This is a genomic window from Azospirillum sp. UENF 112521, assembly GCF_058780665.1.
Genome location: NZ_JBSNCI010000004.1, coordinates 351,773 through 365,546 on the forward strand (window position 1 = coordinate 351,773; position 13,774 = coordinate 365,546).

General features: G+C 65.1%; 14 protein-coding genes and 1 pseudogene. 14 read left to right on the forward strand and 1 reads right to left on the reverse strand.

Features of this window, described 5'->3' with window-relative positions; translation table 11 throughout:
* The first annotated feature begins 128 nt into the window (after positions 1-128).
* The 7 genes and pseudogenes from ACWPN8_RS22265 (at position 129) to ACWPN8_RS22295 (ending at position 6,288) form a co-directional block, all read left to right on the forward strand.
* The gene (locus ACWPN8_RS22265; RefSeq protein WP_199237687.1) at positions 129-932 is read left to right on the forward strand and encodes a transporter substrate-binding domain-containing protein; all 804 of its coding nucleotides are present in this window, start codon (positions 129-131) and stop codon (positions 930-932) included.
* 28 nt (positions 933-960) lie between these two features.
* A complete protein-coding gene (locus ACWPN8_RS22270; protein WP_109450229.1) occupies positions 961-1,401 on the forward strand; it encodes a RidA family protein in 441 nt (146 codons plus the stop codon).
* Between the two features lie 90 nt (positions 1,402-1,491).
* Positions 1,492-2,352, forward strand: a complete 861-nt coding sequence (locus ACWPN8_RS22275; RefSeq protein ID WP_247873199.1) for an alpha/beta fold hydrolase — start codon at positions 1,492-1,494, stop codon at positions 2,350-2,352.
* Between the two features lie 102 nt (positions 2,353-2,454).
* Positions 2,455-3,357: pseudogene (locus tag ACWPN8_RS22280) on the forward strand (IS5 family transposase).
* A 184-nt stretch (positions 3,358-3,541) separates the two neighbouring features.
* Positions 3,542-4,462 (forward strand): LysR substrate-binding domain-containing protein, encoded by a 921-nt coding sequence (locus ACWPN8_RS22285; RefSeq protein ID WP_109450227.1) that lies wholly within the window; start codon positions 3,542-3,544, stop codon positions 4,460-4,462.
* Between the two features lie 157 nt (positions 4,463-4,619).
* Complete coding sequence (locus tag ACWPN8_RS22290; protein WP_492242323.1) at positions 4,620-5,963, forward strand: acyclic terpene utilization AtuA family protein; 1,344 nt, start codon at positions 4,620-4,622, stop codon at positions 5,961-5,963.
* A 1-nt stretch (position 5,964) separates the two neighbouring features.
* Complete coding sequence (locus ACWPN8_RS22295; protein ID WP_492242324.1) at positions 5,965-6,288, forward strand: DUF4387 domain-containing protein; 324 nt, start codon at positions 5,965-5,967, stop codon at positions 6,286-6,288.
* 230 nt (positions 6,289-6,518) lie between these two features.
* Here ACWPN8_RS22295 and ACWPN8_RS22300 read toward each other — a convergent pair whose 3' ends face one another.
* Positions 6,519-7,424, reverse strand: coding sequence for a LysR substrate-binding domain-containing protein (locus ACWPN8_RS22300; RefSeq protein WP_109450223.1), 906 nt, complete (start codon positions 7,422-7,424; stop codon positions 6,519-6,521).
* Positions 7,425-7,558: 134 nt separating this feature from the next.
* Between ACWPN8_RS22300 and ACWPN8_RS22305 the strand changes: the two genes are divergently transcribed.
* The 7 genes from ACWPN8_RS22305 to ACWPN8_RS22335 all read left to right on the forward strand — a co-directional run bounded on the left by ACWPN8_RS22305 (position 7,559) and on the right by ACWPN8_RS22335 (position 13,704).
* Positions 7,559-8,404: a transporter substrate-binding domain-containing protein gene (locus ACWPN8_RS22305; RefSeq protein WP_109450221.1), complete on the forward strand. Its 846-nt coding sequence runs from the start codon at positions 7,559-7,561 to the stop codon at positions 8,402-8,404.
* Positions 8,405-8,449: 45 nt separating this feature from the next.
* Positions 8,450-9,643, forward strand: a complete 1,194-nt coding sequence (locus tag ACWPN8_RS22310) for an alpha-hydroxy acid oxidase (protein ID WP_492242325.1) — start codon at positions 8,450-8,452, stop codon at positions 9,641-9,643.
* A gap of 94 nt (positions 9,644-9,737) precedes the next feature.
* Positions 9,738-10,397 carry an amino acid ABC transporter permease gene (locus tag ACWPN8_RS22315; RefSeq protein WP_492242326.1) on the forward strand — a complete coding sequence of 220 codons (660 nt, stop codon included), beginning with the start codon at positions 9,738-9,740 and terminating at the stop codon, positions 10,395-10,397.
* A 5-nt stretch (positions 10,398-10,402) separates the two neighbouring features.
* On the forward strand, positions 10,403-11,203 hold the full coding sequence (locus tag ACWPN8_RS22320; RefSeq protein ID WP_109450217.1) for an amino acid ABC transporter permease: 801 nt from the start codon (positions 10,403-10,405) through the stop codon (positions 11,201-11,203).
* The gene (locus tag ACWPN8_RS22325; protein WP_109450215.1) at positions 11,200-11,964 is read left to right on the forward strand and encodes an amino acid ABC transporter ATP-binding protein; all 765 of its coding nucleotides are present in this window, start codon (positions 11,200-11,202) and stop codon (positions 11,962-11,964) included. The genes ACWPN8_RS22320 and ACWPN8_RS22325 overlap by 4 nt, the downstream gene beginning before the upstream one ends.
* A 24-nt stretch (positions 11,965-11,988) precedes the next feature.
* Entirely contained in the window at positions 11,989-13,014 is a 1,026-nt protein-coding gene (locus ACWPN8_RS22330) for a C-terminal binding protein (protein ID WP_492242327.1), read from the forward strand.
* Between the two features lie 36 nt (positions 13,015-13,050).
* Positions 13,051-13,704, forward strand: a complete 654-nt coding sequence (locus ACWPN8_RS22335; protein ID WP_492242328.1) for an RraA family protein — start codon at positions 13,051-13,053, stop codon at positions 13,702-13,704.
* The last annotated feature ends 70 nt before the right edge of the window (positions 13,705-13,774 follow it).

The following is a 13,774-nucleotide window of genomic DNA, read 5'->3' on the forward strand; positions in this document are numbered from 1 at the left end:
CGATTTGAGTGATTCCTGCCTTTCCGGCCACATCATCGGCCAGATACTCTGTATCTCGAAAAACAAGCAAGCTCTTCCCGCTGTTTTGGAGACGGCTTGCAACAACAACCTACGAACAGGAGAGTAAGATGTTGAAATGGTTTTCCTGCATGGGCGTGGGAATGGCGGCTCTGCTGGTCGCCGCGCTGCCAGCGTCGGCCGCCGGCAAACTGGACATGATCAAAAGCCGTGGCAGCATCATCGTTGGAATTGATTTTTCACACCCGCCGTTCGGCTCGATCAACGACAAGGCCGAACCCATCGGCTCCGACCTTGAAACCGCTGAGTTGTTGGCGAAAGATCTTGGAGTGAAGCTGGAGACGGTCAATGTCTCCGGGCCCAACCGCATCCCCTTCCTGATCAGCAACAAGGTCGATATCGTCGTTGCCGCGGTTTCCATCACCGAGGATCGGAAAAAGGTAATCGACATTTCCGCACCCTACGGCACCATACCCCTGAACATTGCCGGACCGAGCAAGGAGACCATTCGCAATCCGGCCGACCTCGAAGGCAAGGCGATTGCCGTCGCCAGCGGCGTCACCGCGGACATTGAGCTTGCGCGGATTACGAAGGGCGTCCCGAACGTCACCGTTGTGAGATACGCCGATGAGGCGACGACGAAGACCGCCATGCTAACCGGTCAACAGAAATACCTGGCATCGACGCTCTCCGATCTTGCCGTGATCAAGGAGCAGAACAAGTCGCTCGATCTCGACTTTAAATTCACCATGAAAACCTACCCGATGGGTGTCGGCGTGCGCAAGGGAGAGCCGGAACTTCTTGGCTGGGTGAATGACTGGGTTCGCAAGAACATCGAGAACGGCAAGCTCAACACCATCTTCGTCAAATGGTTCGGCCAACCTCTTCCAGCCGATATGACCCATTTCGACTGATGCACTCCAAGTCACACGGAACATGGTCATGAACAAGACAACCGGTGCCGCAACCGCCACACCGAGCGCACGCGTCACGCCCGTCGTCGTCCATGCTGGTGTCGCGTATGTGAGCGGACAATTGCCCCGCATCGCCGGAGAATTGCAGGTTCGTGGAAAGGTCGGGGCGGAAGTCGATCTGGACACCGCCCGCCTTGCCGCTCGGCTTTGCGCCGAGGCGTGCATCGCCGCGCTTTCGGACAGTGTGGGCGAGGCGAACATCCAGCGTGTCATCAAACTGACGGGATTTGTCGCCTCCGCTCCAGGCTTCAACAGCCAGGGTGCCGTCATCGACGCGGCGTCTGATGTGTTCCTGGAGCGCTTCGGCTCACTGGCAGGTGCTCATGCGCGAAGCGCCGTCGGCGTCGCGGAGTTGCCGCACAACGCTCCCGTCGAGGTCGAACTGATCGCAATCGTTCAGTCGGTCTGATCAACCTGCCCCGCCACAGAACGGGTGCGACCCGCTGTGAGTTCCAACCAACGAAGGGCCATCATGTCGAGGACTATGGAATTGGGAGGGGTGCCGTTCCAGCGCAAGCTGATCGCGGCATCGGGATTGCGTTTCCACTGCGTGGTCGGCGGATCGGGACCAACGGTGGTGCTGATCGCAGGCTTCCCGCAGAGCTGGTACGCGTGGCGCCGGGTCATGCCGCTGCTTGCGTCGGATTTTCACGTCATCGCACTCGATCTTCCCGGACAAGGAGATTCCGACAAACCCATTGGGGGTTACGACACCCAAACGACGGCCCGTCGCGTCAATTCCCTGTTGAAGACGTTGGGCGTCGAACGACATTTTCTCGTCGGCCATGACGTCGGATCCTGGGTTGCCTATCCCTATGCGCATGAATTTGAAAAAGAACTGGGCGGTGTCGTGTTCCTTGATGCGAACATTCCCGGCGTCACCCTGCAGCCGACGATCAAGGTCGCTGATCCCGATTACTGGCGGAATTGGCATTTCCTGTTCAACATGATCGAGGACCTGCCGGAAGCGTTGTTGGCGGGTCGGGAACGTGTCCTCATCGAATGGTTCTTCAATCGGAAAACGGCAAACGCCATGGCAACTTTCGATGCCACCGACATTGAGGAATATGAACGTGTCTACGGGATGCTTGGCGGCATGCGCGGTATGCTGGGCTATTACCGGGCGGTCATTGAGGATATGGAGCAGAACAAGCAACTGTTCGCTCACAAACTCCAACTTCCAATTTTGGCGCTTGGCGGAGATGTGGGCAGTGCGCCAAACATCTTCGAGGCCATGCAACCATTGGGCAAGGATGTTAGAGGTGGTGTCATAGCGAAGAGCGGCCACTATATTCCGGAAGAGCAACCCGATGCCCTTGCTCGGGAACTCAAGACCTTTTTTGAAGGTTTGAAGCTCTAACCGGCGTTGGTGCACGGAGGCGGCGAAGGGTGGATTTGCTGATCGCGGGTAGTCCTGTAAAAGGGTGTCTCCACGATCTCCCGTGAATTGGTCATCCTCGGCATGCCGAACATACACAACGATGACCGGCGGCACCACATCCCGAAGATGCGGTTCCAGGTGACGAACTGGGCGGCGTATGAGGCCGGCCTGCGGCGGCGCGGCAGCCTGACGCAGTGGGTCAGCGACGCGGCGATCGCCGCGTGGCGAGCGCCACCGCGGAAGACGCCAAGCGGTCAGGCACGCTATTCGCAGACCGCGATCGACACTGCGGTCATGGTGCGCCTGGTTTTCCATCAGCCGCTGCGCCAAACCGAAGGGCTGCTCAGTTCGCTACTTGCTCTCATGGGCTTGGACCTGCCGGTGCCTGACCACACCACGATCAGCCGGCGGGCGGCCCGCCGGAAATCGGTGTTGGCGACGGCTTTGCCGGCGGGTCCGGTCACCCTGGTGATCGACAGCACCGGGCCCAAAGTCTATGGGGCCGGCGAGTGGCACCGCGACAAGCATGGCGTGCGCGGGCACCGGAGCTGAAGGAAGCTCCATCTGGCCGTCGATGCGACCACCAACACCATCGTCGCCGCTACGCTGACGACCACCGACGACGGCGACGCCTCCCAGGTCGGCCCGTTGCTTGGCCAGACCAGCGGCACCATCGCCGCCCGGGATGCCGGCGCCACGGTCGTCATCCCTCCGCGCGCTACGGCGGTGCCCAGGGTAACAGCCGCCACCGAGCCGACACAGCGGGACCGCCACATCCAGAGCATCGCCGAGCACGGTCGCCTGGGATAGCAAGGGCACACCGGCTATGGGAAGCGGAGCAAGGCGGAAACCGCGATGGCGCGCTACAAGCGCATCCTTGGCAACCAGCTTCGTGCCCGCATGTTGCCTGGCCAGCAAGCCGAGGCCACCATCCTGAATCGGATGATCGATCAAGCGCGCCCGAACTCCGTCCGCCCCACCTGAACCAAGGTCGCAGAGTGGCCCAGTGTGCCCCCGCTGCCATCCGTGCACCAACGCCTCGTCTCGCGCCTGCCGGCAAACTTTGCAACAGAGCCCCCCATGGTGCCCTACGGAGCACCGGAACAACCGCTCGACGCTACCCAAAGGGACGCTCGTGCCGCGCGGCGATCCACGATAACCTCCGGTTATGAACATCCGGCAGCTCGAAGCGTTCAAGGCCATCGTCGAATTGGGAAGCTTCACGCGGGCGGCGGAAAAGCTGCATCTGTCCCAGCCTGCGGTGAGCAAGCTGATCCTGCTGCTGGAGCGCTCCTGCGGCTTCTCCCTGTTCCATCGGCAGAAGAACGGCGTCATTCCGACCGCCGAAGGCGAGATGCTGTACTCCGAGGTCGAACGGGTCTTTCTCGGCGTCGATTCCGTGTCGGCACGGGCCCGCGCCATCCGGCAGTTCAACTATGGCGAGATCGAGATCGTCGCCTTTCCGTCGCTCGCGACCCGCGTCCTGCCGCCGATCCTGGCGGACTTCCTGCGGTCGAAGCCGGGGCTGCGGGTGACGCTGTCGAGCCGTAATTCCTGGCTTCTCGTCGACCGGGTCGCCTCGCAGGGGGTCGATGTCGGCTTCGGCATGGTCGCGTCCGAGCGTCCCGGGGTCCGTTTCGACAGGCTGTGCTCGATGGACGCGGTTTGCATCCTGCCGGCCGGTCACAGGCTGGCCGGTCGCCCGGTGATCGAAGCCGGGGATCTGCATGGCGAGCGTTTCGTCGCGATGGCCGAGGAGGACCGGGCCCAGCTCAAGGTCGATCAGGCCTTCTCCGAATGCGGCGCCGCACGCGACATCGTCCTGAAGGCGCAGTTGACCGAAGCCTGCTGCTCCTTCGTGGCCGCCGGAGTCGGCGTCGCCATCGTGGATCCGTTGAGCACGGTCGATTTCGCTCCGTCCCAGCTTGTCGTGCGCCCATTCCGGCCGCTGGTGACCTACGACATCTGGGTCGTCACGCCGAGCTTCCGCGACATCTCGCTAAGTTCGCAAGCACTGATCGCGCATGTCCGCACCCGGCTGGCGGCCAGGATCGCGGAGCTCGCGAAGCTGATCGGCGCGCCGGAATAGGCACCGCGAGGGGCATATCCCCTGGTTATGGCTGAGCCGCCATAAGCGATTTGACCCGACCGGCGCCCGAGCCCTCAATTCCAGCGGAGCAACCGGATCGCCGGCAGGAACGAAGTGCCTGCCCGATCCCCCCTTCGTTGACGATTCGAGGTGGTTGATGGCCGCAATTACAGTGCTCACCCCGACGGGGACGCTAGGATACGGTTTCGGCGACGACGCTTTGGCCCGCGGCATGTCGCTGGGACCGGCCGTCATTGCGGTGGACGCCGGATCGACCGATCCGGGACCGCATTATCTCGGCTCCGGCAAGCCGCTGGTGTCGGACGTCAGCATCAAGCGGGAACTGACCATGCTCATCCGCGCCGGCCGCACGGCCGGCATCCCGGTCATCGTCGGCAGCGTCGGCGGTGCCGGGTCGGGCGTCCAGGTCGAGCGGACGGCCCGGCTGGTCCGCGAGATCGCCCAGGAGCAGGGCCTGAACTTCAGGCTCGCGACCATCCGCTCGGACATCCCGATCGAGCGGGCCAAACGGGCGGTCGCGGCGGGCGAGATCGTCGATTTCGAAGCCGGTACCCCCCTGACCGCGGAGCTTCTGGACGAGACGGTGACGCTGGTCGCGCAGATGGGGCACGAGCCGATCTGCGAAGCGCTCGACGGCGGCGCGGACGTCGTCATCGCCGGCCGGGCCTGCGACGATTCGGTGATCGCCGCCTTCCCGATCTGGCGCGGGGCCGATCCGGCGCTGGCGATCCATATGGGGAAGATCCTCGAATGCGGAGCCTTCTCGGCCGAGCCCTTCGCCATGGACGTGATGCTCGGCACGGTGGAGGAGGACAGCTTCCTGCTGGAGCCCGGCAGCACGGCGAGGCGCGCCTCGGTCAAATCCGTCGCCGCCCATTCGCTGTACGAACGCGAGAACCCCTTCAAGCAATCCGGCCCTGGCCATGAGATCGATCTGTCCGGCTGCTCGTTCGAGCAGGTCGGGGAGCGTCAGGTCCGGGTGCGCGGCGCCACGTTGACGGAAACGACCGATTACTACGTGAAGCTCGAAGGGGCCAGGCTTGCCGGCTACCGCTCCATTGCCATCGCCGGCATCCGCTGCCCGACCACGATCCGGGCGCTCGACGCGATCCTGGACGACGTCCGCCGGAAGGCCCTGGACTACTTCGCCCCGGCGCCGGTCGCCGTGGCCTTCCACGTCTACGGCGGCAACGGCGTGATGAAGGAATTGGAGCCGGAGACGGCGCCCCAGCGCGAAATCGGCCTCGTGATCGAGGTGACGGCCGCCGACCAGGAACTGGCCCATGCGGCGTGCCACCAGATCAGCGGCGCGATGCTGCATTACCATTACCCGGGCATCATCAACACATCCGGCAACCTCGCCTTCCCCTATTCCCCTTCGGACCTGGATCTGGGACCGGTCTACGAGTTCAGCGCCTACCACCTGATGAAGGTCGACACCCCGACCGAGCTGTTCCCTGTCCGCTACGAGGATCTCTGAGATGAACACGCGCCCGCTCAAGGATCTGGCCGACATCGTCCGCAGCAAGAATGCGGGCCCCTACCGGATCACCTTCGACATCCTGTTCAAGGACAAGGATCGCTACGAGGCCGTTCGCGCGACCGGTGCGATCAGCGCGGAGTCGGTCGCCAGGGCCTACGGCATCGACGTCTCGCAGGTGTCGTCCTTCTTCGAGATCGACATGGCCAACGCGATCAAGATCACCATCAGGCGCGCGCGCGCCCAGGGTTCGTCCGGCGATGGCGACATGTACGGCTGCCAGCATCATGTCCCGCTGATGCTCATCGCCGTCCCGGTGGGCTGACCGCTGCCGATTGTCCGCCTTGATGAAGGGGTCTGCACTCTGTTTCGAACGCGGCGCCCGTCCGGCACCGTAAGCCAGCCCATTCCGGTGGGGAATGAGGGTCCGCTACCGGTCCGGCGCGGTCACCTCCAGCAGCCGGTCCCGGACCGCGACCAGCGGGGGTGCAGGTCGCGGTCCCCGGGGCGGAAAAGGTCGTAGTGCCGCCGAACGGACGGGCGCTGGAGCGGCCTTCAAGCTGCGTTGAGGGTCGACGCGAACACCGCCAGCCGCTCCAGCGTGAACGAGACGAAGCTGTCCACCAGATTGAACGAGCGCGCCGCCTTCGGCCGGATCAGCCAAATGTCGAATTCGACGGTGGGCTCGAACCGGCGGACGGCGATGCGCGTGTCGTCGTTGTTGAAGGCGCTGATCGGGTCGACCACGGCGACGCCGGCCTTGGCCGCAACGAAGGAAAAGGCCGTCTCCGATTGGCCGGCCTCGATGCGGCTGCGCCGGGGCACCTTGAGTTCGTCGAACACACGGTCGATCATGAAGCGCGAATGATCCTGCGGACCGAGCGAGATGAAATCCTCGTTCGCGAGGTCGTGGGCGCGGATGGTGTGCCGCTCGGCCAGAGGATGCCCGGCCGGCAGGATGCAGACCCCGCGCAGGCGGTGCAGATGCGCGCTGACCACCTCGGGACGGTCGCCCGGCAGGATGCTCAGGCCGAAATCCACATGCTGGGCCGCGACCGCGTCGATCAGGCTGCGTGAGCGCATGCTTTCCAGACGGAAGCGCATGTCTGGATGCGCCTCGCAGAAGCTCCACACGATCTCTGGCAGCACACGCCGGGCGATAGCCGGGAAGGCGCCGACGCTGACGGAGCCCCAGTTCTGGTCGCGCAGCGCCGTCGCCACCCGTGCGATCTGGCCGACACCGATGAACATGCGCTGGACCTCGTTGTAGAGCGCTTCGGCCTCGCGGGTCGGCGTGATCTTGCTGCCCTGGCGGTTGAACAGGCGGAAGCCGCAGCTCCGTTCGAATTGCGCGATCAACTGGCTGACGGCGGGCTGCGAGATGCTCAACCGCTCCCCCGCACGCGTCACGCTGCCGCTCGCCATGACTGCCTGGAAGGCCTCGATCTGTCGGACGTTCATCGGCCTCAGCCATAAGTTCAGCTTATTCTCAGGGGCAAATTATCTATTATGACATTATGAAAGACAACGCGATCATAGGCTCCGAAGCGCCGATCCCATCGATTTTTCGTGCGCTCAAGCAAAAGGGGATCTTCATGACGCCTCGTTTCGCCAAGCCGCTTGCCCTCCTCTCCCTGCTGGCGACCAGCCTCGTCTTTTGCGCCGAGGCAAAGGCCGATCAGCTCGACCGCGTCAAGCAGCGCGGCAAGCTGATCGCCGGCATCCGGAACGATTACGTGCCCTTCGGCTTCCTCGACCAGAAGGGCGAACTGACCGGCTTCGAGATCGATCTCGCGCGCGCCGTCGCCAAGGACATGTTCGGCTCGGAGACCGCGATCGAACTGGTTCCGGTCGTGGCCTCGAACCGCATCGAGCTGCTGAACGCCGGGCGCATCGACGTGATCTTCGCGACGCTGGGCAAGACGGCCGAGCGCGAGAAGATCATCGACTACACGGCGGAATACTATCTGATGGCCGGGATGGTGCTGCTGACGCCGAAGAGCGCGGAGTACAAATCCTGGGAAGACGTCAAGGGACACAAGCTCTGTGGAAGCCAGGGCAACGTCTACAACCGGACGCTGATCGAGAAATACGGCGCCGATCTGGTCCTGTTCACCGGAACCTCGGAGATCTACAAGGCCTTCCAGGACAACCGGTGCGACGCGATCGCGTATGATGGCCCGAACCTTCACATGAAGGTCGCCGAGGAGGGTTGGAGCGACAAGTACAAGATCGCGCTCGACACCTTCGACTACATCCCCATCGGCGGCGGCGTCCGCAAGAACGAACCCGCCTTCCTGAACGCCGTCAACAAGGCCATCATCCGGGCCGAGGCGTCGGGGCTGATGGTCGAGGGCGAGAAGAAGTACAAGCTCGGCGTCAGCGACTACGTGACCAAGCGGGCCGCCGACGCGAAGGTGAAGGCCGCCGCGGCGAACTGAGGCCCTCCACCGCGGCCGGCTCGTCCGCATGATCGGAAAGACAGCATGCACAAGATCGAGGTCACGTCGCGGCGAACGCCACGGGTCGTGGAGCAGGCCCTGTGCCTGAACGACTTCGAACCGATGGCGGAACGGAGGCTGCCACGGGCGATCTTCAAATACGTCTCCGGCCACGCCGAGGACGGCGCGACGCATCGCCGGAACCTGCAAAGCTTCGCCGAGCGGTCCTTCATCCCGAACGTTCTCGTCGACGTCTCCCGGACCGACGCGTCGACGCGCATCTTCGGGGTCGATTACGCCAGCCCGTTCGGCATCGCGCCCATGGGGTTCAGCCGGCTGGTGGCGCCGGACTGCGACGTGCTCTTCGCCCAGGAGGCGGCGAGGGCGAAGCTTCCGTTCATCCTGAGCGGGGCCTCGCTGACCCGGTTGGAGGAGGTGCGCCAAGCCGGCGCGACGAGCTGGTTCCAGGCTTACATTCCCGGCGACGAGGCGCGCATCCTTCCGCTGGTCGAGCGGGTGGAGCGCGCCGGCTTCGACACGCTGGTGGTGACCGTCGATACGGCGGTGCATGGTCAGCACGAACTCGCCGCGCGCCACGGCTTCCGCTCGCCGGTGCGGCCGACCGCCGATCTGGCGTGGCAGGGGGTGACGCGGCCGGTCTGGCTGTGGCGCGTGCTGCTGCGCAGCCTGCTGACGCGCAACGCGCCGCATTTCGAGAACATGGATGCGGAGCGGGGGCCGCCCGTGTTCTCCCGGACGCTCGTCCGCGACATCGGCCGGCGGTCGAGCCTGTCCTGGACGCACATCGAACGGCTTCGGCAGCGCTGGAAGGGCAAGCTCGTCCTCAAGGGGGTGATGTCCGCTCCGGACGCGCGAATGGCGGAAAAGATCGGCGTCGACGGCGTCATCGTCTCCAACCATGGCGGCCGGCAGATCGACTGCGCCCAAGGCTCGCTCGACCTGCTGGAGCGCATCGCCGATCAGGTTGACCGCTTGACCGTGATGTTCGACGGCGGCGTCCGGCGTGGCAGCGACGTCCTGAAGGCGGTCAAGCTGGGCGCCCAACTGGTTTTCGTCGGGCGGCCGTTCCTGCTGGCGGCGGCGGCTGGCGACCGGGTCGGCGTGGAGCATGCCCTGTCCCTGATGAAGGACGAGATCACCCGGACCATGGCGCTGCTGGGCATCAACCGGCTCGACGAGTTCGACGCGGTTCCGCTCATCCGTAACGGCCGGGACTGAACGCATGCAGAAACCCGCCAAACGTCAGACCGTGAGGATTCCGGCATGACGCTCGATTTCAGTTGGCTGTTCGATCCCCTCTATCAGAACATGGTTGCTGCGCGGCATCGGCACGACGATCCTGCTCAGTCTGCTGGGCATGGTCCTGATGTTCGCCATCGGCATCGCCGGCGCCGCCCTTCTTCACCTGAAGGTGCGGTTCCTGCAATCGCCGGTCACGATCTTCGTCGAACTGTTCCGCAACACGCCGCCGCTCGTCCAGCTGTTCTTCCTGTACTTCATGCTGTCGGAGATCGGCCTGACGCTCACCGATCCGGTGACGGGCGGACGGATCCCGCTGTTCACCGGCTTCACCTGCGTGGTGCTTTCGCTCGGCCTCTACAACGGCGCGATCGCCGTCGAGATCATCCGCTCAGGGCTGCTCGCCGTGCCCGCCCAGACCGTCGAGGGCGCCCGCTCGCTGGGGTATTCGCGGCTGCAGACCTTCCGCCACGTCGAACTGCCCATCGGCCTCAGGATGAGCATCCCGCCCATGACCAGCAACATCGTCAGCCTGATCAAGACCTCGTCCCAGGCCGTGCTCGTGGCCGTGGCGGACATCATGTACGGCGCGACGCAGATCATGCTGGAAACCTTCCGCAACCTGGAGGTCATGCTGCTGATCTGGGTCATCTACCTCGTGATCGCCAGCCTCGCCGTGCTGGTGGTGCGCCGTATCGCCGCCGCCTTCCGCATCCCCGGCTACGGGTCGTGACGGCCATGAACGCGGAACTCAAGCTCTTCGCGCTGGGCACCGCCGGTGTCACGCTGGTCCTCGCGGCGCTTCTCGTCACCGTCTACGGCGCGGAGACCGGACGCGTCCTCCAGGCGCTCGCCGCGCGGACGCCGTTGCTTCTCAGCGGCTCCCCGGACTTCAGCCGGTTCGAGGGCGGCTTCGCCGCCAACATCGTCATCAGCATCTGGGCGATGATGATCGCCGCCGTCGCCGGCACCGCGCTCGGCATCGGGATGATCTCCCAATCCCTCCTGGTCCGGGCCCCGTCGGTCCTGCTCATGAACGTGCTCAGGAACTCGCCGTGGCTCGTCGTGCTCTACGCGATGCTCTATCTGCTGCCGTTCGAGATCGAGGCGTTCGGGACGATCTTCTCGTTCTCGCCCGTGATCAAGGCGATCATCGGGCTGGCGCTGCCGGTGACGGCCAACATCGCCGAGGTGTTCCGCGGCGGCGTTGAGGCGGTTCCGACCGGCCAATGGGAATCGGCCCGCTCGCTGGGCTATCGCCGGCTGCAGATCCTGCGCCGCGTGGTGGTGCCCCAGGCGATCCAGTTCATGACCCCGAACCTGATGACGACCTACGCCATGCTGTTCATCGGCACCAGCCTGGTCGTGGTGACGGGCGCCAACGACATCCTCTCGGTCGCCCGCACCGTCATCGCCAGCGACGGCGCGCATTACGCGACGGCAATCTATCTCTACGTGCTGTTCCTCTTCTTCCTCTTCTGCTTCCCGATCGCCATCCTGACGCGGTGGCTGGAGCAACGGGTGCGAGTTCGCCAATGACCCATCACCGGCATTCCCAGCAATCCGCCCCGCTCATCGAGATCCGGGACGTCCACAAATCCTTCGGCCCCGTCACGGTCCTCAGGGGCGTGTCGCTGTCCGTCCGCGACGGCGGCGTGGTTTGCATCATCGGGCCGTCCGGCTCGGGCAAATCGACGATCCTGCGCTGCATCAACGGCCTGATGTCGATCGACCGGGGAACGATCCGCGTCGGCCCCTTCGCGGTCGAGACGCTGACGAGCGACAAGGCGCTGGTGCCGCTGCGGCATCAGGTCGCCATGGTCTTCCAGCAGTACAACCTGTTCCCGCACCGCACGGTGCTGCAGAACCTGACCATGGCGCCGGTGCAGGTGCTGGGCGAGAACCCGGCCGCTGTGCGCGAGCGGGCGCTCGCCCTGCTCGCCAAGGTCCGGCTGACCGGAAAGCAGGACGCCTATCCCGGCGAACTGTCCGGCGGCCAGCAGCAGCGCGTCGCCATCGCCCGCGCGCTCGCCATGCAGCCCAAGGTCATCCTGTTCGACGAGGTCACCGCCGCGCTCGACCCCGAGATGGTCAGCGAGGTCCTGAACGTCATCCGCGATCTGGCGCGCGAGGGCATGACCTGCGTGCTGGTCACCCACGAGATGCGCTTCGCCCAGGAGGTCGCGGACGAGGTCTTCTTCACCGACCGTGGCGTGATCGTCGAGCACGGCCCTCCCGGGACGCTCTTCCAGAATCCGACCGACCCACGGCTGAAAGCCTTTCTCGAAAAGGTCCTGTGACGGCCCTTTCCTCAAGGAAACCCCATGACCCACCCTCTCAAGGTCCTGGTCCCCGACGTTCATCTCCGCGACCTCGACATCGAGCGCGGCGTATCGGGAGACCGGCTGGACTACCTTGTGTTCGACGAGACCGACCCGGCGGCCATCCCGGACGAGGCTTGGCGCTCCTGCGACGCGATCCTGGTCTGGCACCGCATGCGGATCACGCCGGAGGTTGTCGCGAAGCTCGACAAATGCCGCGTGATCGTGCGGGTCGGCGTCGGGTTCGACAACGTCGACGGCGCGGCGTGCCGGGCGCGCGGCATTCCGGTCTGCAACGTGCCCAATTACGGCACCTCGGAGGTCGCCGACCACGCCCTGGCCATGCTGCTGCACCTCGTGCGCGGGCTCGGCTCCTACGAGGCGCGGCTGAGGGCCGATCTCGTGGCCGGCTTCCTGGCCGAAGACGTCCCCGTGGTGCGCCGCATCCGGGGCGCCACCTTTGGCGCGATCGGCATGGGCCGCATCGGCACCGCGATCATGCGCCGGGCCGCCGCCTTCGACATGAAGGTGATCTACGTCGATCCCTATCTCCCGGAGGGCCACGAACTCGGCCTCGGGATCGAGCGGGTCAAGACCCTGCCGGAACTGCTGTCGCGCTCCGACGTGGTCAGCCTGCACGTGCCTTTGTCCGAACAGACCCGCAACATCATCGGCAAGCCGGAACTGGCGTCGATGAAGCCCGGCGGCATCCTGCTCAACATCGCGCGCGGCGGCCTCGTCGACGTGGACGCGGTCCACGACGCGCTGAAGAGCGGGCATCTCGCCGCCGCCGGTCTCGACGTGCTGCCCAAGGAACCGCCCATGCCGCCGCCGCCGCTGATCGCGGCGTGGCAGGCGGAGGAGGCTTGGCTTGCCGGACGTCTCGTCCTGACGCCGCACGCCGCCTTCTACTCCGAGGCCGGCTATCGCGACATGCGCGTTTTCTCCGCCGAGATCCTGCTCGACTTCCTGTTCGAGGGACGGCTGCGGAACAACGTCAACCCGGGCTGGGACGCAAAGGCTTCCTAACCGCCGGACCCCGCCCTCCATCATCAGGAACGAGCCATGGCCTTCCAGCAGCACGAAACCCAATTCCGGGTCCTGAGCGACGAGGAACTCGACGCTTGGCGGGCGATTCCGCCGGCGGTCGCCTCCGACTGCATGAACCGCACCCAGGTGATGAACGCCACGATCAAGCCGATCGCGGATGGTCAGGTCCTGTGCGGGCAAGCCCGGACGGTGACGACCATGGTCGGGGATTGCGGCCCGATCTGCGCGCTCATCAGCAGCGCCCGGCCGGGCGAGATCGTGATGGTCGATGCCGGCGGTGTCGAGGACACGGCGGTATGGGGCGGCGTCATGGCGGAGGAAGCCATCCATCGCCGGCTGGGGGGCGCCGTCATCGACGGTGCCATCCGCGATGTCGCGGACATGCGCAAAGCCGGTTTCACGATGTTCTGCCGGTCGGTCGTGCCGCGCGGGCCGCATCACGGCTTCGGCGGTATCATCGATGGGACGATTTCGGTGGCGGGCGTCCCGGTGCGCTCCGGCGACATCGTGCTGGGCAACGACGACGGCGTGGTCGTCGTCCCCCTTGAGCAGGCCGCTACGGTGCTGGCGGCCGCGCAAGCCCACCTGCTCAAGGAGGAAGGCTGGATCCGGAACATCCGGGCCGGCGTGCCGATTCCGAAGTTGTTCGAGATGCCGAGCGCCAAATGACACCGCCGCGCGGTACCGCCCTCATCGGCCCGGCTCCCGCTCGGAGGTTGATGCGGCATGGGATCAGGAC